This is a genomic window from Paraburkholderia sp. BL6665CI2N2 (assembly GCF_004366535.1).
Lineage (GTDB): Bacteria > Pseudomonadota > Gammaproteobacteria > Burkholderiales > Burkholderiaceae > Paraburkholderia.
Map to the genome: position 1 here is coordinate 7,180,925 of NZ_SORC01000001.1, position 26,322 is coordinate 7,207,246.

At 64.0% G+C, this 26,322-nt stretch carries 24 protein-coding genes; 14 read left to right on the forward strand and 10 right to left on the reverse strand.

Annotation, left to right across the window (positions count from 1 at the left end):
• Positions 1-9 precede the first annotated feature (9 nt).
• The 3 genes from hutI (at position 10) to hutG (ending at position 3,533) form a co-directional block, all read left to right on the forward strand.
• Entirely contained in the window at positions 10-1,245 is a 1,236-nt protein-coding gene (gene hutI / locus B0G81_RS32190; protein WP_134140992.1) for an imidazolonepropionase, read from the forward strand.
• The gene (locus B0G81_RS32195; RefSeq protein ID WP_134140994.1) at positions 1,242-2,648 is read left to right on the forward strand and encodes a formimidoylglutamate deiminase; all 1,407 of its coding nucleotides are present in this window, start codon (positions 1,242-1,244) and stop codon (positions 2,646-2,648) included. Before hutI ends, B0G81_RS32195 begins: the two co-directional genes overlap by 4 nt.
• Positions 2,649-2,717: 69 nt before the next feature.
• On the forward strand, positions 2,718-3,533 hold the full coding sequence (hutG, locus tag B0G81_RS32200; protein WP_134140995.1) for an N-formylglutamate deformylase: 816 nt from the start codon (positions 2,718-2,720) through the stop codon (positions 3,531-3,533).
• Between the two features lie 256 nt (positions 3,534-3,789).
• On the opposite strand, the gene B0G81_RS43895 is transcribed toward hutG, so the two are convergent.
• The gene (locus tag B0G81_RS43895; RefSeq protein ID WP_166679090.1) at positions 3,790-3,930 is read right to left on the reverse strand and encodes a hypothetical protein; all 141 of its coding nucleotides are present in this window, start codon (positions 3,928-3,930) and stop codon (positions 3,790-3,792) included.
• Positions 3,931-4,264: 334 nt separating this feature from the next.
• Between B0G81_RS43895 and B0G81_RS32205 the strand changes: the two genes are divergently transcribed.
• Together B0G81_RS32205 and B0G81_RS32210 are read left to right on the forward strand one after the other, a co-directional pair.
• The gene (locus B0G81_RS32205) at positions 4,265-4,930 is read left to right on the forward strand and encodes a hypothetical protein (protein ID WP_134140997.1); all 666 of its coding nucleotides are present in this window, start codon (positions 4,265-4,267) and stop codon (positions 4,928-4,930) included.
• Between the two features lie 338 nt (positions 4,931-5,268).
• Entirely contained in the window at positions 5,269-7,185 is a 1,917-nt protein-coding gene (locus B0G81_RS32210) for a DUF3857 domain-containing protein (RefSeq protein ID WP_134140999.1), read from the forward strand.
• Positions 7,186-7,238: 53 nt separating this feature from the next.
• Here the strand turns inward: B0G81_RS32210 and B0G81_RS32215 are convergent, their stop codons facing one another.
• The 5 genes from B0G81_RS32215 to glgC all read right to left on the reverse strand — a co-directional run bounded on the left by B0G81_RS32215 (position 7,239) and on the right by glgC (position 13,439).
• Positions 7,239-8,390: a branched-chain amino acid ABC transporter substrate-binding protein gene (locus tag B0G81_RS32215; protein ID WP_134141001.1), complete on the reverse strand. Its 1,152-nt coding sequence runs from the start codon at positions 8,388-8,390 to the stop codon at positions 7,239-7,241.
• A 411-nt stretch (positions 8,391-8,801) separates the two neighbouring features.
• A complete protein-coding gene (locus B0G81_RS32220; protein WP_106285990.1) occupies positions 8,802-9,263 on the reverse strand; it encodes a hypothetical protein in 462 nt (153 codons plus the stop codon).
• A gap of 229 nt (positions 9,264-9,492) precedes the next feature.
• The gene (gene pdxY / locus B0G81_RS32225) at positions 9,493-10,359 is read right to left on the reverse strand and encodes a pyridoxal kinase PdxY (protein WP_116116575.1); all 867 of its coding nucleotides are present in this window, start codon (positions 10,357-10,359) and stop codon (positions 9,493-9,495) included.
• 292 nt (positions 10,360-10,651) lie between these two features.
• A complete protein-coding gene (gene glgA, locus B0G81_RS32230) occupies positions 10,652-12,112 on the reverse strand; it encodes a glycogen synthase GlgA (protein ID WP_134141002.1) in 1,461 nt (486 codons plus the stop codon).
• Between the two features lie 64 nt (positions 12,113-12,176).
• Positions 12,177-13,439, reverse strand: coding sequence for a glucose-1-phosphate adenylyltransferase (gene glgC / locus B0G81_RS32235; RefSeq protein ID WP_134141004.1), 1,263 nt, complete (start codon positions 13,437-13,439; stop codon positions 12,177-12,179).
• A 403-nt stretch (positions 13,440-13,842) separates the two neighbouring features.
• On the opposite strand from glgC, the gene B0G81_RS32240 reads away from it, so the two are divergent.
• Positions 13,843-14,976 (forward strand): alpha/beta hydrolase, encoded by a 1,134-nt coding sequence (locus tag B0G81_RS32240; RefSeq protein WP_134141006.1) that lies wholly within the window; start codon positions 13,843-13,845, stop codon positions 14,974-14,976.
• 87 nt (positions 14,977-15,063) lie between these two features.
• Here the strand turns inward: B0G81_RS32240 and B0G81_RS32245 are convergent, their stop codons facing one another.
• Positions 15,064-16,059 (reverse strand): LLM class flavin-dependent oxidoreductase, encoded by a 996-nt coding sequence (locus B0G81_RS32245; RefSeq protein ID WP_134141008.1) that lies wholly within the window; start codon positions 16,057-16,059, stop codon positions 15,064-15,066.
• Between the two features lie 754 nt (positions 16,060-16,813).
• Here B0G81_RS32245 and B0G81_RS32255 point away from each other — a divergent pair.
• The gene (locus tag B0G81_RS32255; protein WP_134141010.1) at positions 16,814-18,415 is read left to right on the forward strand and encodes a rhodanese-related sulfurtransferase; all 1,602 of its coding nucleotides are present in this window, start codon (positions 16,814-16,816) and stop codon (positions 18,413-18,415) included.
• A gap of 105 nt (positions 18,416-18,520) precedes the next feature.
• Positions 18,521-18,841 carry a hypothetical protein gene (locus B0G81_RS32260; protein WP_134141011.1) on the forward strand — a complete coding sequence of 107 codons (321 nt, stop codon included), beginning with the start codon at positions 18,521-18,523 and terminating at the stop codon, positions 18,839-18,841.
• A 185-nt stretch (positions 18,842-19,026) separates the two neighbouring features.
• Here B0G81_RS32260 and B0G81_RS45445 read toward each other — a convergent pair whose 3' ends face one another.
• Positions 19,027-19,158: a hypothetical protein gene (locus tag B0G81_RS45445; protein WP_279590509.1), complete on the reverse strand. Its 132-nt coding sequence runs from the start codon at positions 19,156-19,158 to the stop codon at positions 19,027-19,029.
• Between the two features lie 152 nt (positions 19,159-19,310).
• On the opposite strand from B0G81_RS45445, the gene B0G81_RS32265 reads away from it, so the two are divergent.
• Positions 19,311-19,862, forward strand: coding sequence for a hypothetical protein (locus B0G81_RS32265; RefSeq protein WP_116116581.1), 552 nt, complete (start codon positions 19,311-19,313; stop codon positions 19,860-19,862).
• Positions 19,863-19,890: 28 nt separating this feature from the next.
• Entirely contained in the window at positions 19,891-20,844 is a 954-nt protein-coding gene (locus B0G81_RS32270; RefSeq protein WP_106285970.1) for a patatin-like phospholipase family protein, read from the forward strand.
• Between the two features lie 24 nt (positions 20,845-20,868).
• Here B0G81_RS32270 and B0G81_RS32275 read toward each other — a convergent pair whose 3' ends face one another.
• Positions 20,869-22,149, reverse strand: coding sequence for a HipA domain-containing protein (locus B0G81_RS32275; RefSeq protein ID WP_134141013.1), 1,281 nt, complete (start codon positions 22,147-22,149; stop codon positions 20,869-20,871).
• Positions 22,139-22,426 carry a helix-turn-helix transcriptional regulator gene (locus B0G81_RS32280; RefSeq protein WP_208328573.1) on the reverse strand — a complete coding sequence of 96 codons (288 nt, stop codon included), beginning with the start codon at positions 22,424-22,426 and terminating at the stop codon, positions 22,139-22,141. The genes B0G81_RS32275 and B0G81_RS32280 overlap by 11 nt, the downstream gene beginning before the upstream one ends.
• Before the next feature lie 506 nt (positions 22,427-22,932).
• On the opposite strand from B0G81_RS32280, the gene hisQ reads away from it, so the two are divergent.
• The 4 genes from hisQ (at position 22,933) to B0G81_RS32300 (ending at position 26,288) form a co-directional block, all read left to right on the forward strand.
• A complete protein-coding gene (gene hisQ / locus B0G81_RS32285) occupies positions 22,933-23,622 on the forward strand; it encodes a histidine ABC transporter permease HisQ (protein WP_134141015.1) in 690 nt (229 codons plus the stop codon).
• A gap of 4 nt (positions 23,623-23,626) precedes the next feature.
• Positions 23,627-24,340 (forward strand): ABC transporter permease, encoded by a 714-nt coding sequence (locus B0G81_RS32290; RefSeq protein WP_106285972.1) that lies wholly within the window; start codon positions 23,627-23,629, stop codon positions 24,338-24,340.
• An 81-nt stretch (positions 24,341-24,421) separates the two neighbouring features.
• Positions 24,422-25,213 carry an ABC transporter ATP-binding protein gene (locus B0G81_RS32295; protein WP_106285992.1) on the forward strand — a complete coding sequence of 264 codons (792 nt, stop codon included), beginning with the start codon at positions 24,422-24,424 and terminating at the stop codon, positions 25,211-25,213.
• A 25-nt stretch (positions 25,214-25,238) separates the two neighbouring features.
• Positions 25,239-26,288, forward strand: a complete 1,050-nt coding sequence (locus tag B0G81_RS32300) for a GlxA family transcriptional regulator (RefSeq protein ID WP_134141017.1) — start codon at positions 25,239-25,241, stop codon at positions 26,286-26,288.
• Positions 26,289-26,322: the final 34 nt, after the last annotated feature.

The window sequence follows — 26,322 nt, forward strand, 5'->3', positions numbered from 1 at the left end:
GAGCACGCGATGAAGCAAACCGTCTGGCATCACCTGAAACTTTGCCCGCAGGGCGATCCCCAACACACGCTGCCCGACGCCGCGATCGCCGTTGAAAACGGCACGATCGTCTGGCTCGGCGCGGCTTCCGCATTGCCCGCCGACTACGCCGCGTGGCCGCACGAAGATCTGCACGGCGCGTGGGTGACGCCGGGGCTCGTCGATTGTCATACGCATCTCGTGTACGGCGGGCAGCGCGCGGACGAATTCGCGCAACGCCTCGCGGGCGTCAGCTACGAAGAGATCGCGCGGCAGGGCGGCGGCATCGTCTCCACGGTGCACGCCACGCGTGCCGCGGACGAAGCCTCGCTTTTCCGCCAGTCGGCCGCGCGCCTCGAACCGTTGCTCGCGGAAGGCGTGACCACGGTCGAGATCAAATCCGGCTACGGCCTCGACCTCGCCAGCGAGCGCAAGATGTTGCGCGTCGCGCGGCAATTGGGCGAACGTTATCCCGTGACGGTCTACACGACGTTTCTCGGCGCCCACGCGTTGCCGCCCGAGTTCGCCGGCCGCGCCGACGCGTACATCGATGAAGTCTGCAACACCATGCTGCCCGCGCTCGCCCACGAAGGCCTCGTCGACGCCGTCGACGTGTTCTGCGAGCGCATCGGTTTTTCGCTGGAACAAAGCGAGCGCGTCTTCGTGGCAGCGGAACGTTACAGGCTGCCGGTGAAAATGCATGCCGAGCAATTGTCGAACGGCGGCGGCACGGCACTCGCGGCGCGCCATCATGCGCTGTCCGCCGATCACCTCGAGTTTCTCGACGAAGCCGGCGTCGCCGCGATGAAGGAAGCGGGCACGGTGGCCGTGCTGCTGCCGGGCGCGTACTACTTCATCCGTGAGACGCAGTTGCCGCCTTTGGAATTGCTGCGGCGCTATCAGGTGCCGATCGCGATTTCGACCGACAGCAACCCCGGCACATCGCCCACCACTTCGCTGCTACTGATGATGAATATGGCCACCACGTTGTTCCGCATGACCGTGCCGGAAGTGCTGCAAGGCGTGACGTCGCATGCAGCGCGCGCGCTCGGCAAGGCGGATCGCCACGGCTTGCTGGAAGCGGGACGCGCGGCCGATTTCGCGGTGTGGTCGGTCGACTCGCTGGCCGAGCTGGCTTACTGGATTGGACGTCCGCTATGCGCGCGAGTCGTGCGCGCGGGCGAGACCGTTTATACGCGGCGTGAATTGAGCCAGGGCCTGAAATGACTGAATCGCACAAGCAATCGAATCGATCGCTGTTCGCCGAGTACGCATACCTGCCGGATGGCTGGCGCCGCAACGTGCTGCTGGAGTGGGACGCAACCGGCACGCTCACCGCCGTCACGCCCGATACGCCGACGCCGCCCGCCGGCGCGCAGAAGGCCGTGGGTCCGGTACTGCCTGGCATGCCGAATCTTCATTCGCACGCGTTTCAGCGCGCGATGGCCGGCCTCACCGAATATCGCGCATCCGGCGCGGGCGCTACGGATAACTTCTGGAGCTGGCGCGATCTGATGTATCGGTTCGCCGCGCGCATCACACCGGAAGGCCTGGCGAGCGTCGCGCAATGGCTGTACATCGAAATGCTGAAAGCGGGCTATACGTCGGTGTGCGAATTCCATTACGTGCATCACACGCCGCAAGGCAGCCGCTATGCGAATCAGGCGGAACTCGCGCAACGCGTAGTGGATGCGGCGTCGGCGAGTGGCATCGGCATGACCATGCTGCCGGTGCTGTATCAGTACAGCGGCTTTGGTTCGCGTGCGCCGCGTGAAGATCAGCAGCGCTTCATCAATACGCCGGAGCGTCTGCTCGATCTGCTCAGCACGTTGCGCGCGGCGCGCCCCGAGACTGGCGCGTTGCGTTATGGCGTGGCGCCGCATTCGCTGCGCGCCGTCTCCGCGGAGTCGTTGCATACGCTGCTCGGCGGTATCGAGGGCACGGCGCCCGTTCATATCCATATCGCCGAGCAGACCGCCGAAGTCGATGCCTGCGTCGAAACCGAAGGCGCGCGTCCGGTGCAATGGCTGCTCGATCGTTTCGATGTCGACAGCCGCTGGTGCCTCGTGCACGCCACGCATGTCGATGCGAACGAAACCCTGGCGCTCGCGAAGAGCGGCGCGGTGGCCGGTTTGTGCCTGACCACCGAAGCCAATCTCGGCGACGGCATTTTTCCGGCGCAGGAATATCTCGACGCGCAAGGGCGCATCGGCGTGGGCTCGGATAGTCATATCGGCGTCGATTGGCGCGCGGAACTGCGTTTGCTCGAATATGGCCAGCGTCTCACGCGCCGGCAACGCAACGTGCTGGCGTCGGCGCAGGCCACGCATGTCGCCGATCGTCTGTTCGACGCCTCGCTCGAAGGCGGCGCCCACGCAACGGGTCGCGCGGTCGGCGCGCTGCAGGCGGGCCGCCGCGCCGATTGGCTCGTGCTCGACGCGGATCATCCAAGCATCGCTGAGCATGCGCCGAACGCCTGGCTCTCGGGCGTTGTATTCTGCGAGCATGGTGAAACGCCGATTCGCGACGTCTACGCGGGCGGCGACAAGGTCGTCGACAATCGCAGGCATCGCGATGAAGAGGGCGCTTACGCGCGCTATCGCGTGGCGCTGGCGGACCTGCTCAAATGAATGGCGTGCCAACGTTCCGCGCATTGACTCGCTGAACCGGCCCTTCGACTCTATCGATTCCGGACTGACATGACTGCTTCGAACACTCCGCCGGTCTTCTCGCTGCATCAGGGAAGCCTGCCACTGCTCATTTCGATTCCGCATCTGGGTACGCAAATTCCGGCCGACATCGCCGCGACGATGACGCCCGCCGCGCAGCGCACCGACGATTGCGACTGGCATCTGGACCGTCTCTATGCGTTCGCAAAACGCATGGGCGCGTCGATTCTCGCGCCCAGCTACGCGCGCTATGTGATCGACCTGAACCGTCCGCCCGACGGCGCGAATCTGTACCCGGGCCAGGACACCACCGGTCTGCTACCCGTCGATACGTTCGACAAGGAACCGTTGTATCTGGACGGCCATCTGCCGGACGAGGCCGAAGTCGCGCGCCGTCGCGAGGCTTACTGGAAGCCTTACCATGAGGCGCTGCAAGGCGAGCTCGCAGCGCTGAAAGCAAAACACGGCAAGGTGCTGCTGTGGGAAGCGCATTCGATCCGCTCGCACGTGCCGCGTTTTTTCGAGGGACGTCTGCCCGATTTCAATTTCGGCACCTCGAACGGCGCGAGCGCGGTGACGGGACTGGCCGAGGAGATGGCCGCTACTGTCGAGCGATACGACGGCGGCTATACGGCTGTCGCCAACGGGCGCTTCAAGGGCGGGTATATCACGCGCGAGTATGGCCGGCCGTCGCAAGGCGCGCATGCACTGCAACTCGAACTTTCGCAGATCACGTATATGGAAGAGCACTTGCCGTATGCGTATGACGAATCGCTGGCCGCGAAAGTGGAACCTCTGCTGGAAGCGCTCGTCGTGAAAGCATTGGAACGCGTCAGGACGGCGTGACACGCCGCTCGTTTTCTCTTCTTTTCCACGCGCTTCAGGATCGCCACGCAAGCTGCGCGGCACGGTGAAGCGCGTCGGCTGACACCGCAAAGGTGTAACAGCATGTGTCCGTGATTGCATGCTGCCGTTTTCGCGCAGAACGTATAGAGCGCGTTGAAGCAATCTGCCTGCTCCGCATCGACTCGATTGCGAAAAAAAGCCCCGCATTTAGCGGGGCTTTACGATGTGCCGTGCCGGTCAGAGCGTGGCACCGCCATTAATGGCAGCGTTTTTCCCAGTGATGATGAACGCGCACCTTGTGGCACTCAGGATGATGATGATGCTCATAAGCTTGTGCGGGAGCGATGGCGCTCAGGGCTGCGACGGCTGCGGCGATGGCGAGGACGATCTTCTTCATTACAGAATCCTTAAATCGGTGTTGGGGTACAAACGGTTCAGCACGGGGCGTGCCGCGACCGCCCGCAAGCATGCCACATCGCACGCGTGGAGCGGAGGAACGCCGAGCAGATGCAGGTGTCAATTCAGCACGACGATCGTTGCGAGCCGCCACCGGCAATGGATGGCGAGCAACGCCGCGCAATCGCGCAGTGGCGTGTATTTACGACAGATCGGCGCTCACGCAACGGCATTCCGGGATTGCGCGCCATGCGGTGAAGCGTCTACCCTTTCAAAACGATAACGCGCGCAAGCGTGTGATCTCTACAGCGGGCAAAAAGATGGAAGACCCAGCGATGGAAGATTCCGACGAATTGCTGCTCCCGGTCTGGCGAGCAAACCTGGTGCTGTTGACTCGCGAGGTCGGCGCGGCGACGCGACTCGCGCGCATGATGACCTTCTCCGCGAGCTATCTGAAACTGATGTTGTCGGGCCAGCGCGAATTCAGCGAGGAATTCGTGCGCGGCATCGAAGCGGTCACGGGACTGCCGGGCGGCTGGATGAACGTGCCGCATACCGAGCAGGACGTCCCGCTCAAGGCGCGTGAAGCGATCGACAATGAACAACCGCTCGCGCGGTTTCGGGGCACGGCGCATCCGGTGCGAAAGAAGTCGGTGCTGCGGCCGCCCGAACCGATCTTCGGCCAGCCGGGGCCGGCGAGGCGCGTCGAGGAAGAAATCCTCGACGCGGAAGCGCATCGGCGTCAGGCGTACTTTCGCAAGGTCCGCGATCTGGCGATCCAGGACGTGCGGCGTTTCGAGCGGCATCTGACGCACGCGCCGGTCGAACTGGCAACAATGCGCGCCAAGGTGGAGGACGTGATGGCCGCCGCCGATCTCGACGACCCGATCCAGGCCGACCTCGCGGGACGGCTGGAGCAGATCGAAAAGCATCGGCATCTGCTGCTCAGGCACGTCGAGCGATTGCAGGCTTTGCTTGGGCAACTCGGCGAGACGGAATGAGGCGGCGCGCCGCGAGCTAGTACTCGCTTACGCCGGCTGATAGGCACTCCTGCGGCGGACGTGAAACTCGGCCTTGAGTGTCCACATCACGCCGTCCTGCGCGAGCGCCTCGCCGGTCCAACGGAACGAATCCCGGGTGATGCCGATAGAGGTTCATCGAATCGGCGTGCCGTCGCATCGATCGGCGTCGGCGCAGCGAGCCGGAACGCGCGGCCATCATGTGCTAAAACCACGATACGGACTCAGCCGAGGTGCATCTTGGGGAAAATTGCCGTCACGCTGCAGCGGGCGCTTGCCCGCAGTCGACAGGATGGCGCGCGGGGCAGGGCGCGGCGCACATGACGCGGTGCATGGCGTTTGTTCTCAGGCTGGCCGGTGGGTCGGCGCTGGGCGCGTGCGTCGCGTTGAGCGCGTTCGCCGACGACGGCGCGGCTACCGCATCCGGCGACGATCGCGCGCCTTCCACGATCGAGCGCGACGTCCATCTCTTCACGATCCAGAAAGACGGCTCCGTCGAGGAGCATGACGACACCGTCTTGCGCGCCAACACGACGAGCGGCGTCGACGATATCGCGCAACGCTACGTGTGGTTCAACAAGGACATCGAGCAGGTGCAGTTGCTGGCCGCCGAAACGATCGACCTGAACGGCGTGGCGCATCCGGTCGGTCCCGAGGCGATCCGCGACGTGCAGGAGCCGCGCTCGGCAGGCGCGCCGAGTTTCGAGGACGGCGTGTTGCGCACGGTGATCTTCCCGGGCGTCGAGCCGGGCTCGCGCGTGCATCTGGCGTTCCGCAAAACGCGCACGAAGCCCTTGCAGGCGGGCACCTTCGCCTACCTCGTCGAGCCGACCCGCGACCCGGTCGAACTGCAGCGCCTGATTTTCGATCTGCCTGCCGACGTGCCGCTTTACGCCGACGCGCGCGGCTACGTCGCCGTGCCGCCGGTCACGGCAAACGGCCGTACCCGCTACGAGTTCGACTACCGGCACGGACCGTATGCGCCGCTCGAAGCGGGCGCGGTTGGCTACGCGAACTGGGGCGATCGCCTGATGGTATCGACAGTGCCGGACTTCGCGAATTTTGCCGCGCGCTATCGCGGCCCCGCCACCGACGCGACGACTGGCGATCCGGCGATTGTCCGCCTCGCGCAAGCGCTGAGCGCCGGCACTGACGATCCGCGCGTGAAGGCGCAACGGCTCTACGACTGGATGCGTCTGAATATCCGCTACGTCGCGTTGTTTCTCGGCGAAACGGCGGCGATCCCGCACAAGGCGACCGACATCCTGCGCAACCGCTATGGCGACTGCAAGGACCACGTCGCGCTCTACGGTGCGTTGCTGGCCGCGGTCGGCATCCATAGCGAGGCGGTGCTGCTCAACCTCGGGCCGTACTACAGTTTGCCGGACGTGCCCGGCTACGGATCGAGCGCGATCAACCATGCGATTGTCTGGATTCCTGAGTTGTCGTTGTATGCGGATACGACGGCGGGCGGCACGGCATTCGGCTATCTGCCTCCGAGCGTGATGGACCGGCCGGTATTGCTGGTCGGCGAGGGCGTGCTGTCGCGCACGCCGGCCACGCAGTTGCGCGAACGCAGCGCGCGCGTGCAGATCGACATCGATGAAAACGGCGCGGCGAATTACGCTTACCGGGTCGAGGACGCGGGTTTTACCGCCGAGATCGAGCGCAATACCTTTCGGCGCTCGACGCGGCAACGCACGCAGCAGATCGCCGCGAACCGTCTGTTGCAGACGGGTTTGCACGGCACGACGCAATTGCGCACGGCGGATCTCGGCGCCACGACCGGACCATTCGCCACGTCGATGCAAGGGAAGGTGGAGCACTTCGTCTGGACCGATGGCACCACGGCCGTACCCGCGTTGACGAGTTTCTCAGGCGGGATGGGCTCGCAGGTGCAGGCGTGGCTCGCGGAGCCTGCGAGGACTCAGCCCTGGACGTGCATCGGCGGAGAGTTCGACGAGACCCTGGAAATGACGCTGCCGCGCTTCGTACGAGTGACGGATTTGCCGTCCGACACGGCGGTGCAAGACCGCTTTCTGACCTTTTCATCCAGCTACGTCTACGATCCGGCCGCGCGGGTCTTGCAGGTCAGGCGGCACCTGCGCGCCGCCTTTGATCATCAGATGTGTTCAGCGAGTGAATTCGCCGGGATGCACGACGATCTCGTGCGAATCCAGAGAGACCTCGATGCCGAACTGGTGGTCAAGGTCGCAAATTCGAAGAAGCCACAGTGATTCCACCGGCACGGGCGCAAACGGGCAAGCCCGTGCCGGAATCGGAACCTGGCTTAACTTCCGCTCTTGGTCACGATGGGCACCCACGCTCCATTCTTGACCTGATAAAGCGTTGACGCGCCGCTCTTCAACGCGCCGGTGTTGTCGAAGGAAATCCTGCCGGTTACGCCTTCGAAATCGATGGCCTTGAGCGCGGGCCTGTAGTCGTTCGGCGAGCTGGACTTGGCCTTCTGCATCGCCTTGATCGCGGCCCACGCGCCGTCATAGCCGAACGGCGCATAGGACAGGATATCCACGCCGAAACGCTTCTTGAACTTCACGGAGAAATCCTTGCCGCCCGGCAATTGTGCGAGGGGCCGTCCATATTCCCAGGCCATCACGCCTTCAGCGGAATCGCCCGCAAGCTTGATGAAGTCCTGATCCATCACGCCGCCGCCGCCCACCAGTTGCGCGTTCATGCCCAGTTGCTTCATGCGCTTGGCGAAGCCCGCGGCCTGCGTGTCCAGGCCGCCGAAAAAGATCAGATCGGCATTGGTCGATTTGATCTTGGTGATCTGCGTGCTGAAGTCGACCGCTTTATTGTCGGTGTACTCACGCGCCACGAGATTGCCGCCGTGCGCTTTGACGGCTTTCTCGAACTCGTCCGCCTCGCCCTGGCCGAATGCGGTGCGGTCGTCGATGATCGCGATGCGCTTGGCCTTGGTCACTTCCACGGCATAGACGCCTGCGTTGCCGGCGTTCTGCGCGTCGGTGGAAATCACCATGAAGGTGTTCGCGAAGCCGCGTCCGGTGATGATCGGATTGGTGGCGGCCGGGTCGATCACTGGAATGCCGGCCTGCTCGTAGACCTGCGAAGCGGGAATCGTCGTGCCCGAGTTGAAGTGGCCCACCACGGCCGACACGCCCGCGTCGACCAGTTTCTGCGCGGCTTGCACGCCGATGCGCGGGTCGGCCTGGTCGTCTTCGGAGACGATCTGGAATTGCGCCACCTTGTCGCCGATCTTGATCTTTTGCGCGTTGGCTTCCTCGATTGCGAGCCGGACGCCGTTTTCGAGGTCCTTGCCGTAGCCGGCGTTGGCGCCGGTCAGCGGGGCGGCGAAGCCGATCTTCACCGGCAGGTCGTCGGCGAAGCTGGCCGGCGGCGCGATGGCGAAGATAGCGCCAACGAACAGGGCAAGCGGTTTCAGCGTGTAGCGAAGACTCATGGTCTCTCCTTCCATCGACAGTTTCAGGTAGTGAAAGCGGCAAGGCGGTAACGCTGGATCGACGCGCGCGCATGGACTTCGCATGGCGCGCATCGAGAGACTACGAATGATCGGTCGCTTTGAACAATGCGGGAATGCGCGCACTTGCGCGCATTCGCGTTCAAGCGGCGATCAATCTGGCGCGAATATAGAAAGCCAAATTGGCACCGTCTTGGCAGTTCGAGGCGCTTTGAATGAGCATTTCGGCATAACCCGCGCAGCGCGTTGGCTGGCGGCGTCCCGGCGCGGGCGCGCGGGTGCGGATTGCTGCATATGAACAATGCGCGGGCAGCGTGGCCGCCGCGCTGTGGCGGAGCAAGGTCGCTGCCGCCTGTCGGAGTGGAAACTCGTAACGGCTTCGAAACCAGCCGTTCAACGCTCGCCTTGCTGGCGCAACAACTCCTCGCGCAGACGCAGAAGCGGCGCCTTGGTGTCTTCGTCGGCCCATGTGTCGAGATCGTCGAGGGCGCGCTGGCAGCCGTCGAGTACAAGGTCGATATCCACCGGCACGCCGTTGTTCAGCGCGAATTCGATGGTCTCGGCGAACTGCTGGCATTCGTCTTCGCCGTACGAGATGTCGAGGTTGTCCGCGATCACTTCGGCGATATTGCTGCGCGCCTTGTCGTCCGGCGTCACCATGTCGACGATGCCGCGCGCCACCGCCGGCGAATAGTACAAAGCGATGTCGAGCCACTGCGCGGGATCGAAGTCGGCCTGGTCGAACTGGCTCTCGAAGAACTCGATCGCTTCCTGTTCGTGCGCCTCGTCGGCGTCGACGCTGATGCACAACTGCTCAAAAAATTCTTCCCGCTCGCTGCGGATATAACCGTCCATCGATGCCTCGTCTGCTGAAAACTGAATGCCGGATACCTGAAAAAAAATGCGGTGCGGGCGGGCAGGTGCCTGTCCACGCGGCACGCATTATAGGACGGCCGGCTGACAGTCGAGAGACGCGGCGCGAATCGATTGCCGCGACGCGCACAGGAGACGGTTTGCGTGGGCTGCTCGAATCTGCGCTTTTCTAGCGCTGAGGATTGCCTGAAACCTCTTGCGCGCCCGCCACCTACGCCGTATCCGCCACCCACGCATCGAACCACTCGCGCGGCTGCGCGATTTCGTTCTGTGCGGCCACCAGTTCGAGCTCATAACGCCCGGCCTGCCAGGTCGTCTTGACCACCGCGTTCACGGCGGCGAGCGTGTGCTCGAAGGCCGCGCGAATCGAATCGCCGAGCAGCGTACGCGCGACGAACACCGCGCTCGTCAGATCGCCCACGCCCACCGGTTGCCGCGCGAACGGATAGAGCGGGCGTTGCGCCATCCACGATTCGCGCTCGGTGACGACCAGCATGTTGAAGCGGTCGGCGGGACTGTTTCGATCGAGCAGATGCTTGACCAGCACCAGCTTCGGCCCGCGCGCGATGAGCTCGCGGCATGCCGTCACGGCTTCTTCCAGCGTTTCGATCTCGCGTCCCACGAGGCGCTGCAATTCGGTGTGGTTCGGCGCCATGGCGTCGGCCATCTCGGGCATGGTGCGCACGAGAAACTCCTGGATGCCCGGTTCCACCTTGCAGCCGCTCGCCGCGCCCATCACCGGGTCGCAGAAGTACCAGGCGCGCGGATTGACGGCCTTCACGGCCTTGACGATTTCGAGCACCGACTGCGCCTGTTCGGGCGTGCCCAGATAGCCGGATAGCACGGCGTCGCAACGCGGCAGCATGCCGATCGCGCCGATGCCGTCGACCAGATCTTCCATTTGCGAGCCGTCGATCGCGCTGCCGGTCCAATGGCCGTATTGCGTGTGGTTCGAGAACTGCACGGTATTGAGCGGCCAGACGTTGACGCCGAGCCGACGCATCGGAAACACCGCCGCGCTGTTGCCGGCGTGACCGAAGACGACATGTGACTGGATGCTCAGAACGCTTTTGGTCATGGTATGGCCCGCGCAACGGGTCTGCGCGATCAATGAAAACGGGAAGGGTGCACCGCGGCGGCGATCCGGCAAGCACCGGACGCCTCATGTGGCAGGAATGCTTCAGATGGTGCAGGAAACCCGCACGCGCTGCATTGTCAGGAAACAATACATGACTTTGCCGCGCGCGAGTCGATCCGTCCCCGAGTTGTTGCGCCGAACCATCACACGCGCACGCGGCGGAGGACGGCTGCGAAGCCAGCCCCGGCTCGCGAAATGCTGCGGGCCTGCTTGCTCAACGGCTTTTTCGAACTCATGCGAGCTCGCGGTACAACGCCAGATAACGCTCCGCCGAGGCGCCCCAGCCGAAGTCCTGGCGCATCGCGCGCCGCTGGGCCGCCTTCCATTCGGTACGGCGCCCATAGAGGGCGAAGGCGCGGCGGATGGCTGCGCCGATTCCCTTCGGTTCGAATCGTTCGAACACGAAACCGGTGGCGAGGTCGTCGGCGAGATTTTCGAGCGACGCGTCCACCACCGTGTCCGCGAGACCGCCCACGCAATGCACGAGCGGCAGCGATCCATACGCCAGCGCATACAGTTGCGTGAGGCCGCACGGCTCGAAACGCGAGGGCACCGCTATCACGTCGCTGCCCGCGACGATCGTATGCGCGAGCGTTTCATCGAATCCCAGCTCCACCGCCACGGACTCGGGGTGCGTGTGCGCCACGCGTTTCAAACCGTTCTCCAGCGCCGGGTCGCCGGTGCCGAACACGACCAGCTGTCCGCCGTGTTTGATGATTTCCGGCACGGCTTCGAGCAGCAGGTCGAGGCCTTTCTGCTCGGTCAGCCGGCTCACCACGCCGAACAGCAGCGCGTCGCTTTTCTGCGCGAGGCCGAAGCGTTTTTGCAGCGCGTCCTTGCACGCAAGCTTGCCGGCGAGCCGCGTCGCGGTGTAGTGGTTCTCGAGCAGCGTATCGGTGCCGGGACACCAGACCGTGTAGTCGACGCCGTTCAGAATGCCGCTCAGATCGTGCGCGCGATGGCGCAGCAAACCGTCGAGGCCGCCGCCCTGGGCGAGCGTCTGGATTTCGCGTGCATAGGTCGGGCTGACCGTGGTGATGCGGTCGCTGTAGTAGAGGCCCGCCTTGAGAAACGACATTTGCCCGTAGAACTCGACGCCATGCACGCTGAAAAAATCGTCCGGCAGGCCGAGCTGACCGAACTGGTGCGCGGGAAATACGCCTTGATACGCGAGGTTGTGCACCGTGAAGACGCTGCGGGCGAAGGACCTGCCATGCTGGCGTTCGGCCGCCTTCAGATAGGCCGGCGCGAGCCCCGCGTGCCAGTCGTGCGCGTGAACGATCTGCGGCGACCACGCCGGGTCCAGTTGCTGCGCAAGTTGCGCGGCGACCCAGCCGAGCAGCGCAAAGCGCTGCGCGTTGTCGCCGTAGGGCACGTGCTCGTCATTCAAATACGGATTGCCGCGCCGGTCGTACAGCGTGGCCGCGCGGATGACGTAGACGACCAGGCCGTTCGACGCCAGCGTGCCCCGTTCGAGCGTGACGCCCGGCGCGTCGAAGCGGCGGCCCAGTTGCGCGACCGGCGTCAGGTCGGTCAATCCGGCAACGACCGCCGGAAAGCCTGGCAACAGGACCCGCACATCGGCGCCGCGCTCGATCAGCGCGGGCGGCAACGCGCCCGCGACGTCGGCGAGACCGCCCGTTTTGAGGAGGGGATATAGCTCGCTTGCGACGTGCAGGGCGCGAATCGTCATAGGCTCAGTCTCTGTCCTGTTGGTTCGGGTTGGGCGCGGCTGAGCCGGCGGCAGCCGGCCCTGACTAGATCTTCTGCCGCAGCGCCTCCGGCGTGACCAGCACGACGCCGTCCTCGGTACGGTAGAAGCGCTCGGCGTCGCTCACCGGATCTTCGCCGATCACCGTGCCCTCCGGTATCGCGCAGCCGCGGTCTATCACCACTTTCTGCAGCCGGCAGCTCGCGCCGACGGTGACCTGCGGCAACAAGACTGCCTCATTGATGTTACAGAATGAACTCACTTTGACATCCGACGAAAGCACCGAGCGCGAAATCTGCGAGCCCGAGATCACGCAGCCGCCGCACACGATCAGATTATTGCCCGAGCCTTGCAGCCCCTTCATGTCGCGCACGAACTTGGCGGGCGGCAACTGTTCCTGGTACGTCCAGATTGGCCAGTTGCGGTCGTAGAGATCGAGCGTCGGGATGGTGGAGGCGAGGTCGAGATTGGCGGCCCAGTAAGCGTCGATCGTGCCGACGTCGCGCCAGTACGGCTCCACGTTCGGATCCGACGACACGCACGACATGCTGAACGGATGCGCGATCGCCATGCCTTGCGTGACCACACGCGGCAGGATGTCCTTGCCGAAGTCGTGATCGGTGTCGATGGTGGAGATGTTCTCTTCGAGCAACGAATACAGGTAATCCGCGCTGAACACGTAGATGCCCATGCTGGCCAGCGCCGTATCCGGGCGGCCGGGAATGCAAGGCGGGTCGGCGGGCTTTTCCAGGAAGTCGGTCACGCGGCGGTTTTCATCCACGTGCATCACGCCGAAGGCCACCGCCTCCATGCGCGGCACCTCGATACAGCCGACCGTGCAATCCGCGCCGCTCTCCTCGTGGTCGGCGATCATGCGCGTGTAGTCCATCTTGTAGATATGGTCGCCCGCCAGCACCACCACGTATTTCGGCCGGATCGAGCGGATGATGTCGAGGTTCTGGAACACCGCGTCCGCGGTGCCGCGATACCAGTGCGCGCCTTCCACACGCTGCTGCGCGGGCCACAAGTCGATGAATTCGCCCATCTCGCCGCGCAGGAAACTCCAGCCGCGCTGCAAGTGGCGCAACAGCGAGTGCGCCTTGTATTGCGTGACGACCGCGATGCGGCGGATGCCGGAGTTCAGACAGTTGGAGAGCGCGAAATCGATGATCCGGTATTTGCCGCCGAAGTGCACCGCCGGCTTGACGCGTTTGTTGGTAAGCGGCCCGAGCCGCGTGCCCCGTCCGCCCGCAAGGACGATGGCGAGGGTGGTGCGTTGCAGATCGTTCAGCCGTGCCGGAGTGTGCATGTCTGTCTCCTGATTAGTATGCCCCGGATGCGTGGGTCGCTTGTTCTCCACTGATGAATCGTGCTGCGCGCCGGCTCCGTCTTCGCGGGCCCGTCTGCTAGTTCTAGCACTGATTTGCCGCGGACGAGTAGTCTGAATTGTGCCCATGCCGCGCGAGCGCCCATCTTGCGCACGATCACCTGTTGCACCGCGGCGATCCGTGCGCCACGACACATATAAAGCGTGCGGTGCCGAGCCGCAATATGCGTGCCACGAGCGCCGCGCCGCTGTCAGCCGGCGCCGGCGGCGGCAGAGTCAGGCGGCGCGTCGTAGAATCGTGCGCTCCCGGCCGGGGTTTCGGCGATGGTCGCGCCGTGCGTTTGCCCCGCATACCTCCTGTGCTTTTCCCTTCAGAAAAAACTCGATGAATTTTCGCCGCCTGTCCTTGTTCGCCATGTTGAGCGTTTGTGCGCTATTCGCCGCTTCCGCGCCCGCCGTTTTTGCGGCTTCCGCCGCCACGCCTGCGAGTGCCGCCGCGTCCGCGGGCGTCGACGCACGGAGTCCGGGCAGCCCCGCCGCTTCAGCCGCCACGAGCGTCGCGGGCGATACCGGCCCGGCGTATGGCCCCGAGTTACAGGGCTTCAACTACCCGGCACCGGTCAGCCAGTACGACTTCACCTCGCAAGGGGTGGCGCTGCATATGGCGTACATGGATATCAAGCCGGCCAAGGCGAACGGCCGCACAGCGGTGCTGCTGCACGGCAAGAACTTCTGCGCAGCGACGTGGGACGTGACCATTCATCGGCTGAGCGATGCCGGCTTTCGCGTGATCGCGCCGGACCAGATCGGCTTTTGCAAGTCGAGCAAGCCCGAGCACTATCAGTACAGTTTTCAACAGCTCGCGCGCAATACGCATGCGTTGCTGGAATCGCTCGGCGTGACCGACGCGACGGTGATCGGGCATTCCACCGGCGGCATGCTGGCGATCCGCTACGCGCTGATGTATCCGAGCGAGACGCAGCAACTGGTGCTGGTCAATCCGATCGGCCTGGAAGACTGGAAGGCGAAGGGCGTGCCCTCGCTATCCGTCGACCAGTGGTACGAGCGCGAGTTGAAGACGACCGCCGAAAGCATTCGCCGCTACGAGCAGTCGACTTATTACGCGGGGCAGTGGCGCGCGAACTACGAACCGTGGGTGCAGATGCTGGCGGGCATGTATCGCGGTCCGGGCAAGCAGATCGTCGCGTGGAATTCCGCGTTGCTGTACGACATGATTTATACGCAGCCTGTTGTTTATGAACTCGGTCAGGTGAGCGTACCGACGCTGCTGCTGATCGGCCAGAAGGACACCACGGCGATCGGCAAGGACGCCGCGCCTCCCGACGTACGCGTGAAAATCGGCCATTACCCGGAACTCGGCAAAGCCGCCGCCAAGGCAATTCCGCACGCGACGCTCGTCGAATTCGCCGGACTGGGGCATGCGCCGCAGATGCAGGATCCGCAGGCGTTTCATAAAGCACTGCTGGACGGTCTCGCGGCGGTGCCGGCGAACCATTGAATTGATGACGCGGTCGAGTCGCGCCGATCGACAAACAAGGGCGGCCACCGGCTACCCTTTTTGCATTCGTCGACGAAGTTACCGGTCTTATTTGCCGCCCGCCAACTCCTCACGCACTTGCGCGCCGATCTCGAATGAGCGCAGCCGCGCCTTGTGATCGTAGATCTGCGCGGTGAGCATCAATTCATCCGCACCGGTTTGCTCGATGATCGACTTCAAGCCTTCGCGCACCGTATCGCGATCGCCCAGCGCCGTGCAGGCGAGCGAGTGCGCCACGCCGTTCAATTCCATCTCCGACGCCTCGAGCCGTTCGACCGGCGGTTGCAACTGACCCGGCGTGCCACGTCGCAGATTGATGAATTGCTGCTGCAGCGAGGTGAAGAGACGCTGCGCTTCTTCATTCGTATCCGCGGCGAACAGATTCACGCCGACCATCGCATACGGCTTGTCGAGCGTAGCCGACGGACGGAATTGCGAACGATAGACCTGCAACGCCGTGAGCATGTAATCCGGCGCGAAATGCGAGGCGAAGGCGAACGGCAGACCGAGCGCCGCCGCGAGTTGCGCGCTGAAGAGCGACGAACCGAGCAGCCACAGCGGCACGTTCAGGCCTGCACCCGGCACGGCGCGAATGCGCTGCCCTGGCACGGGGTCGGCGAAATAACGCTGCAATTCGACGACGTCGTCAGGGAACGAGTCCGCGCTGTTTTGCAAGTCGCGGCGCAACGCGCGCGCAGTGCTCTGATCGGTGCCGGGCGCGCGGCCGAGGCCCAGGTCGATACGGTCGGGATAAAGCGACGCGAGCGTGCCGAACTGTTCGGCGATGACAAGCGGCGCATGGTTCGGCAGCATGATGCCGCCCGAGCCGACGCGGATCGTTTTCGTACCGCCCGCGACATAGCCGATCACCACCGCAGTCGCGGCGCTGGCAATGCCCGTCATGTTGTGATGTTCCGCGAGCCAGAAGCGGCGATAGTTCCAGTTTTCCGCGTGCTGGGCGAGGTCGAGCGTATTCCTGAACGCGTCAGCCGGCGTGGCGCCCGCGGTGACCGGCGAAAGGTCGAGGACCGAGAAGGGGATCATTGTCTGTTCACTTGTTGTTTCCGGCGCTGTCGCGCGATGGGGCATTCTCGCAAAGCTTGCGCTTTTCTGCTGACGGGGTCGCGATGTCCACGTTCATGAAAGGGGGTTTGCTCGCGCGGGCGTGGCAAGGGCGAAAACGCCGAACTGGAACCGCTCAGGCGTTACATGCAAACCCGCATCGCAGCGCGAGCGAGCAGCGGGTGGCCGATATCTTCGCACGTGGCGCCGTGATCGAAGGGCGTGCCGATGTGTCGCACTGTTGTTGACCGACACCTTCAACGCCGCACTCGCTCGTGGTGCGTAAGCGCCGTCGATCAGCGCCATCCAAACCTGCCTTCTCAAGCTTAAGTATCGATGATCCGAGCCCTGAGGCCCGACCGCTTGCGCGCGTTCGCCGGCCGGATTACAGCGCTCGTCGCGATCACACCGTGCGGAGCCTGATGCGCGTGCCGCGTGGCGCGGAAATTGCGCAGCATCACCGTATTGCCGAAGGCGGCACGCTAAAAAAACAGCGCGGCCAGGCAGTTCGACGCCAGCGCGGCGGATGTGATGTCGCCGCGCATCGGCGATATTCATCCTGTGAGCGACGCTTTTAGTGACCGTACGTTGATCAGCATTCACGTGTACGGTGCAAATATCGGTGCGCTGACACGGTCCGTCTATCCGGGCGGTGCGCCCGCAAGCCGCCTATCTCCGGCTACGCGAACGACGTGTTGCCGAACATCTGGAATGTGGCAAAGGAGTCCTTCATCTCATGAGTTTCGTTCAGGCATTTCGTACCCGATCATTCGAAGACGTGCGCCGCACACTGCTCGATCGCGAGGAAATCGCGCTCGTGGACGTGCGCGAGGAAGATCCGCACGCGCGCAGTCATCCGCTGTTTGCCGCCAATTTGCCGCTGTCGCGGCTCGAACTCGACGCGCCCCTGCGCTTGCCGCGCCAGGCCGTGCCGATCGTCGTATTCGACTCCGGTGAAGGACTCGCCGAACGTGCCGCGCGTCGTCTGGGCGAGTTGGGCTATACCGACGTCGCCTTGCTCGAAGGCGGTTTGCAAGGCTGGCGCGAGGCTGGCGGCGAGCTGTTCCAGGACGTCAACGTGCCGAGCAAGGCGTTCGGCGAACTGGTGGAAAGCGTGCGGCATACGCCGTCGCTCACGGCGCCGCAGGTGCAGGCGCTGCTCGATCAGGAAGCGGACGTGGTGGTGCTCGACGCGCGCCCCTTCGACGAATATCAAACCATGAATATTCCCGGCAGCATCAGCGTGCCTGGCGCGGAGTTGGTGCTGCGCGCGCGTCAGCTTGCGCCGAATCCGGCGACGCGGATCATCGTCAATTGCGCGGGGCGCACGCGCAGCATCATCGGTGCGCAGTCGCTGATCAACGCGGGCCTGCCGAATCCGGTCGCAGCGCTGCGCAATGGCACGATCGGCTGGACGCTGGCCGGCCAGGCGCTGGCGCACGGCAGTTCGCGCCGCTTCGAGCCGATTGCCGACGATCAACTGCGTCTGGCTGCTGCCGATTCCGCACGCGCCGTGGCGGATCGAGCGAGAGTGGGCCGCACGTCACGCGACGAAGCACGCCGCTGGGCCGGCGAAGCGGTACGCACCGTATATCGCTTCGACGTGCGTACGCCGGAAGAATACGAAGCGGGCCACGTGCCCGGGTTTCGCAGCGCGCCGGGCGGCCAGCTCGTGCAGGAAACCGACATGTTCGCGCCGGTGCGCGGCGCGCGCGTGATCCTCGCGGACAATGACGGCGTGCGCGCGAACATGACCGCGTCGTGGCTCGCGCAGATGAACGTCGAGGTGTACGTCGTCGATGGTTTGATGGCGGCGGACTTCGGCGAGAAGGGTGCGGCGCCCGCGGTCCGCCATGCGCCCACGCCGCCCGACGCCGATGAGCTTACGCCGGCGGGCTTGGTGACGCTGCTGCAATCGCGCGGCACCGCCGTGCTCGACTTCACCAGCAGCGCGAACTATGTGAAGCGTCATATTCCCGGCGCGTGGTTCGTGATTCGCAGCGAACTCGAGAAGGCGCTGCACAAGCTGCCGGATGCGCAGCGGTATGTGGTCACTTGCGGCAGCAGCCAGCTCGCGCGCTTCGCCGCGCCCGACGTTGCGGCATTGACCGGCAAACCGGTGCAGGTGCTGAGCGGCGGCACGGCGGCGTGGATCGAAGCGGGCTTGCCGGTCGAGAGCGGCGAGACACGCATGGCGTCGGCGCGCATCGATGGTTACCGGCGGCCTTATGAGGGCACCGACAACGCGCGCGAAGCAATGAACGCGTATCTGGAATGGGAGTATGGTCTCGTCGCGCAACTCCGGCGCGATGGCACGCATGGGTTTCGCGTGATCTGAGCGCGTCAGGCCGCGCGCGGCGCGCGTGCTTGCCTGAACCGCCGCGCGTGAGCGCGTCGCGCCGCGCAAGAAAATCTCGCATATTTGCTTAGCAGAATAACGCGTTTGTCTTATACAAAGGCCTGCCTTATTGTCGATGGCAAATCCACTCGTTGCCGCGACGTGCGCGTTGCCCATGACCACCTCCCGTTTTTGTTTCGCAATCCGATCTGTTCTGGAGCGCGCGTTATTCGCAACGCCCGGCATTGCGGCGCTCGCAGCATCGGCCTTGCCGTGCGCGACGGATTCACACATCGCAGAATGACTCGGCGCTGCAGGCGGTGGGATGCGCTGCCTTTGCGTCGATTTCGCGCGCTTGAAACGCGCCGTCAAAAAGGTGCTGAGAACCTCGCGGCCCAGCGCAAATCATCTGCCGATTTGGTGTAAACGCGCTCTCGTCTAATCCCGCCAATGCGTTTAGATTAGTCACACTTGGAAGGCTTATCGAGGGACCAGGGCGGCCAATCAAGCAGCGGTTTGCCATTCCGGCGATGGCGCAAGGTGAGCAGCCAAGGTTGCTCACCGCTTCGTCCGGAACCAGACCGCTGCGCGTCGTCCGCGGTGCTTCGTTGTCAGGCGGCCGAAACGGCCGCTTCCACTTTCCGGTTGACCGTATCGACCGACCCGGCGACGCTTTGCACAGCGTCGCCTTTTTGCTTGTGGCGACGGTTTTTAACGTGCTTCGCCGCGTGAACACCCGCCATCGCCGCCTCTTGCCTCCGCCATCGTGTACGACGGCCCACACCGCCGTGCCGCGCCCGCTCGCGGTTTTCCTCGTGCGCGGTTATCCTGTAGCAGACACTACACAACGGGATGCGCGCCTTCGCGGCCTGCGTCCGTACAGGAAAAACTCGCTGTGAGCCTCAAACTGCTGACTGTCGCCATGCTGGCCGCGTGCGTTGCGTTGACCGGTTGCGACGACCAATCGAGCGACCGCGCCGTGCAAAAACTCAAGGAATTCTTCAACGCCGTCAAACCGGATGCGTTGCTGCTCAAGGACATGACGCCGGGCGTCACGACCGAAGCGCAGATCCGCGACCAGATGGGCAAGCCGGAAACCGAGCGCACGTTCACGGACGGTTCCAAACGCTTCGAATATCCGCGCGGCCCGCAAGGCCTGAATACGTATATGGTCGACATCGATCGCGACGGCAAATTGCAGGCGATCACCCAAGTGCTGACGGCGGCCAACTTCGCGAAAATCCGCATGGGTATGAGCGAGGACGAAGTGCGCCGGCTGCTCGGCAAGCCCGGTCAGGTGGCGGTGTTTCCGCTCAAACCGGAAACCGTGTGGAGCTGGAAGTGGCGCGAAGGCGGCGTGACCGAAGAAGGCATTTTCAACGTGCATTTCGACCAGTATCAGAAGGTGTACACGACATCGCGCTCGGACGTGATCCGGGGACGGTAGAAGTGAGAAGACACAAGCGGGGAAGAAGATGATTCGTCGACGTCGATACAGCCGGATCGGGCTGGTGTTAGGGGGCGGCGCCGCGCGCGGCTGGGCGCATATCGGCGCGATTCGAGCGTTGCACGATGCGGGCATCAAGCCCGATGTGATCTGCGGCACGTCGATCGGCGCGCTGGTGGGCGCGGTATACGCGAACGGCGACCTCGACTGGCTCGAGGAGTGGGTCTCGCGGCTCACGTGGCAGACGGTGGTGCGCCTGCTCGATCTGCGGCTCTCGGGCGGCCTGCTCGGCGGCCGCAAAGTGATCCAGCTCTTCGCCGATAAATTCAATGGCCGCTCGATCGCGCAACTGAACATGCCGTTCGCGGCCGTCGCCACCGAACTCGATTCGGGCCGCGAGAGCTGGTTGCAGGACGGCAGCGTGGTCGACGCGGTGCGCGCCTCGATTGCGATTCCCGGCATTTTCACGCCGGTGTGGCACAACGGCGTCTGGCTGGTGGACGGCGGCCTGAGCAACCCGGTGCCGGTTTCGGTGGCGCGGGGCATGCGCGCGGACTGCGTGATCGCCGTCGATCTGAACAACGACATTCTGAACGGCCGCGATTTCGGCGGCGCGGTGGTGGATACGCCCGCCATCGATCCGACGGCGCCGCCGCCGCTCGCGCTGCGCCGCAACGGCAAACCCTGGCCGAAGTGGCTCGCGCCCGCCGACGCACGCACCACCGACGACGTGCGCGTGCCGCCCGCGCCGAGCGCCCGCGTGCCGTCCATGCTGAGTTCGATCGCGCAGAGCATCGACATCATGCAGGTGCGGATTACGCGCAGCCGCCTCGCGGGCGAGCCGGCGGATATCCTGATCCAGCCGCGTCTGGGCGGCATGGGGATTTTCGACTTTCACCGCGCGGCGCCGGCCATCGAGGAAGGGCGCGCCGCGGTCGAATATATGCTGCCGGCGATCCGCGCGAGGCTGGGGATCGATTAGGGAGATGCGGCACCGCGGCCGAGTCTAACGGAGCAACGCCGCAAGCGTCGGCGGCGCATTTTCAAATACGAACGGATTGAGGAACTGGCGCCGCCACATCAGATTGCGATCCACTTCGCTCAATTGAGCCTCGGCGCAAACCGGGTTCCACCGATCGCAGATCACCTCGATCTGATGCTCGGCCAGCGCAGCGGCTTCGTCGGCGGAGAGCAGAAATAGCGGCGCCGCCTTCAGGCAGGTTTCAATCCTGCTGAAGCGATCATTGCCGACGATCAGCATGGCCTGGGTGGCTTCGTTGCCGGCTCGCGCCTGTGGACAGATGTCGTACGCCGGCGTGAGCGCCAACTCCTTTCCATTCCAGTAGGCTGCGTGGTTGCGCGCATGGTCGTCGGTATTGCCGCACAGCACGTTGAAGAGCATGCGCGCGAACAGTTCTTTGAGCGTAGCTTTCGGGGCACTGAAGCGATGGCGGATCAGCGTGGCGAAGTCCTCATAACTTGCATAGCGCGCCATCATTTCGTCGAGCCCGAATAGCGTCAGCGCCGATACCATCGCGCGGCGTTGCCAGCCGTCTGCTGCTCGCACGCGGTCGAACCGTTCCACGAGCAATACATCCTTGCCGCCGACATGCTTGAGCGTGACCGGCGCGGCGTGAATGCCGACTTCGGACGCAAGACGCATGGCAATGTATTCGGCTTTCACGACGCTGTAGACGTCGCTTTGGGAAGAAAACTTCGCGATGAATTTCCGGTTGTGCGTGGTGATCAGCGCTTTGGGACGCGCGCCGCCGATCGAACTTCCATGAAACAGCGCGCGCTCGAGATCGGGACTCAGCGGCACGCCTCGTTCGACACTTGCAACTGCGTTCAATAGATCGCTGAAGGATGCAGTGGCCGTTTCCCGAGGCACGTACTCGGTTGGCGACAACTGGAAGTCCAGGGCCCCGATTCGATCCGAGCCCGACTCGAGCAGATACGTCAACTCGTCGAGGTCGGCGGTGCCGATCTGGGAACCCCGCACGCCAAGCTTGCGACTGATGATGACCCGCCGGCCCCACGCGTCCGGGGCTCCGTCGCGGATGCTTCCCGGAATCGATAAACCGTCGGACAGAGGGATCGTCCCGCGTTGCAGCGGCAGCTCGGGCGCATAGAGCGGGATGGCGTCGTCGCGTCCGAGGTAACTTTGGCCGTAGTTGAAGAGAATCCGGTCGCCGACGACGGCCAGGCGCCCAGCGACCACGGGTTCGGCTGCGCCCGGGAGCCAGAACCAGACAAAGGCTTCCTTATACGAGGCTTCAGAAATCATCTTTTGTTTCGATGCGAGGTGCGCGCGCGGCGCGTGGCAGCAGCGTCAACATGTCTGCGTTGGCCTGAATCGCATTTGCCAGACTCGTGCGGTCGGCATCGAAAAGACGTACGCCGACCACGGCGGCTGCTTCGAACACCGCACCGATCGAGCAGGATGGATCGCCTTTCTCGATCCGCTGTATGAGGCTGCGGGACAATCCTGTGCGCTCGGCTAACTGGACCAGGGGGATTTTTCGTTCGAGGCGCGCGCGGCGAATCAATTGCCCGAGCAGCAAGGCAGCTTCCAGACTGTAGCGCGAGGCGGGACGTGTCACCGAGTTAGGCATAAGAGCGGTATGGTTCATATATGAGTCACAAAGGGCCTTCGTGACTCGTTTGTGAACCATTATGGGTCAGTTTAAAGCGAAAAACAACGAATGACTCGTATATGATCCACGAAGGCCCTTCGTGGATCATATACGAGTCGCCGAAGCCATTTCCGAGCGGCCTATCGCCTCGCGCCGACCGCCCGTGATCTATCGAAAAAGCGACCCGAAACTTGCTAATTCGCGGCGGCGCTCGCCCCGCGCGTCCCGCCTTGCCAACGCCAATTCCCTGCAAAACCAAGCCCTGCAAGCCGCACCGCGCGCCACAGCACGTCTTGCTGCATCGCAACAAAGCTTCCGCCCGCCTTTGAGAAATTAATTTTCGCTTGCGAGACTGCGCGCCATGCTGGACGAGTGGGGCAGATACAAGCCGACGCCGTCCGAGACATCCTCAAACAACCTGGATGGAGACACGCGTGTTCCTATATGGCTTTGGTCCGGTGTTGCTGGCCGGCACGATCCAGACGATCGAGCTGTCCGTCCTGTCGCTGGCGGCCGCCGTGCTGCTCGGCCTCGCGGGCGCGGCGGCGAAACTCTCGTTCAACCGCCCGCTGCGGGCAATCGCGACCGGCTACACGACACTGATCCGCTCGGTGCCCGACCTCGTGCTGATGCTGCTGCTGTTCTACAGCATCCAGATCGCGGTCAACAATCTCACCGACGCGCTGAATCTGCCGCAGTTCGATATCGATCCGTTCGTGGCCGGCGTGCTGACGCTCGGCTTCATCTACGGCGCGTACTTCACCGAGACCTTCCGCGGCGCCTTTCTGGCGGTGCCGCGCGGCCAGCTCGAAGCGGGCAGCGCCTACGGCATGAGCGGCGTGCGCGTGTTCACGCGCATCCTGTTCCCGCAGATGATGCGTTTCGCGCTGCCGGGCATCGGCAACAACTGGCAGGTGCTGGTGAAGGCGACGGCGCTGGTGTCGATCATCGGTCTCGCCGACGTGGTCAAAGCCGCGCAGGACGCCGGCAAAAGCACCTTCAACATGTTCTTCTTCATCCTGGTCGCCGCGTTGATCTATCTGGCGATCACCACCGCGTCCAATCTCGTGCTGATCTGGCTGGAAAGGCGCTATTCGATCGGCGTGCGGCACGCGGAGCTCTAAGACCATGATCGACATCCTCAATCAATTCTGGCGCGCGTTCCTGTACTGGGACGGCCAGCGCATGTCCGGGCTCGCCGTCACGCTGTGGCTGCTGGTGGCGTCGATCGGCATCGGCTTCGTGCTGGCGATTCCGCTGGCGGTGGCGCGCGTGTCGAAGAAGCGCTGGCTCTCCACGCCGGTGCGTCTCTACACCTACGTGTTTCGCGGCACGCCGCTGTACGTGCAACTGCTGCTGATCTACACCGGCATGTACAGCCTTGAATTCGTGCGCTCGCATCAGGTGCTGGACGCGTTTTTCCGCAGCGGTTTTCATTGCGCGATTCTTGCCTTCGCACTGAACACCTGCGCGTACACCACGGAGATTTTCGCCGGCGCGATCCGCTCGACCTCGCACGGCGAAGTGGAAGCGGCGCGCGCCTACGGCATGAGCTGGTTCACGATGTACCGGCGCATTGTGATACCGTCCGCGCTGCGCCGGGCCTTGCCGTTGTACAGTAACGAAGTGATCCTGATGCTGCACGCCACCACGGTCGCGTTTACGGCCACGGTGCCGGACATCCTCAAGGTGGCGCGCGACGCGAACTCGGCCACCTACCAGTCGTTCGATGCGTTCGGCCTCGCGGCGCTGATTTACCTCGTGGTGTCGTTCGCGCTGGTGGCTTTGTTCCGCCGCGCCGAGCGTCATTGGCTGGGTTACCTGGCGGTGCGCACGCATTGAAACGCGCCGTGTTTGCACAGGATGGCGCGCGCAATGTGTGCCGTCACGAAGATTGATCCGTATTTTCAAAGGGAGAGCATCTTGCTCCACACGACTCAAACCGAAGCTTGCAAGCTCGCCGTACAGGACATCCACAAGCGCTACGGCGATAACGAAGTGCTCAAGGGCGTGTCGCTCAATGCGAACAAGGGCGACGTGATCAGCATCATCGGCGCGAGCGGGTCGGGTAAGAGCACCTTCTTGCGCTGCATCAATTTCCTCGAGCGGCCGAACGCGGGGCAAATCGTCGTCGACGGCGAGATGGTGAAGACGAAAACCGATCGCGCCGGCAATCTCGAAGTCGCCGATCACAAGCAGTTGCAGCGCATCCGCACGAAGCTCGCCATGGTGTTCCAGCACTTCAACTTGTGGGCGCACATGAATGTGCTCGAGAACATCGTCGAAGCACCGATTCATGTGCTGGGTCTGAAGCGCAAGGAAGCCGAAGACCGTGCGCGCGAATATCTCGAGAAGGTCGGTCTCGCGCCGCGCCTCGAAAAGCAGTATCCGTCGCATCTGTCGGGCGGGCAGCAGCAGCGTGTGGCGATTGCCCGCGCGCTGGCTATGGACCCGGACGTGATGCTGTTCGACGAGCCGACTTCCGCGCTCGATCCCGAACTGGTCGGTGAAGTGCTGAAGGTCATGCAGAAGCTTGCCGAAGAAGGCCGCACGATGATCGTCGTCACGCACGAAATGGGTTTCGCGCGCAACGTGTCGAACCATGTGATGTTCCTGCATCAGGGACGTACCGAAGAAGAGGGCTTGCCCGCCGAAGTGCTCAGCGCGCCGCGCAGCGAGCGGCTCAAGCAGTTCCTGTCCGGCAGCCTGAAGTAACGCGCGGCTCGCGCGGACTCACTCGATGCCTCGCACGTCCAGCCCGGCTCGCACCACGCAGGTCGCCATCGTCGCCTTGCCGCCCGTGTCGATGTCGGGCGTCGGGCCGATTGTCGACGCGCTCAATCTCGCCAATGAAATCGACGGCCGCGCGCTGTACCGCGTGCAGGTGTGCTCGTGGGACGGCCGCGCGGTGCCGCTCGCGGGCGGCGCGCAGTGGCCCGCGGACGCCGCCTTCGGCGACGCGATTGCATGCGACTGGCTGATCATCGTCAGCGAGCGCTTTCAGCAATTCGCCGACTATCGCCTCTTTCTCGCCAGCCTTTCGCGCGTCGGCCAGCGCACGCCGCTCGTCACCGGCATTCATCACGGCGTCTGGTGGCTCGCCATGGCAGGGCAGTTGTCCGGCTATCGCGTGAGCGTCAACTGGGAAACCTATCAGCAGTTCTCGGAGCAGTTCGAGCGCTCCATCGTCACGCAGCAGATCTTCGAAATCGACCGCGATCGCGCCACTTGCGCGGGCGGCCAGGCGACCGTCGACTTCATGCTGGCGATGATCGGCCGCGAGCACGGCCCCGAACTCGCGGACCGGATTGCCGACACGCTCGGCGTCGGCGTATTGCGCGCGGGCGAGGAGCGTCAGCGCATCCCGTTCGTGACCGCGCCGGGCGAGCGTCATCCGCGCCTGAACGACGCGTTGCTGCTGATGGAAGCGAATATCGAAGACCCGCTCACCACCGACGAGATCGCCGGTCTGGTCGGCGTGTCGCGGCGGCAGTTGGAGCGCCTGTTTCGCCAGTATCTCGGCTCGATGCCGTCCAAATACTATCTGGGGCTGCGGCTTTCGAAAGCGCGCACGCAATTACAGCGCACCAGTAAGTCCGTCGTGCAGATCAGTCTCGCTTGCGGGTTTTCGTCGGCGGCGCACTTTTCGAATGCGTACCGCGAACGCTTGGGTGTCACACCGCGAGAGGATCGTCGTAACTGGATCGACAAGCAGACGGGCGCAAGCGGCGCGGCGGCCAGCGAGCCGCGGCCGGGTGCGCTGATCGAGCGGCCGGATCAGGCGGATTGAAGCGAACGAGCGGGTGGCCCGGGCTCAACCCCGG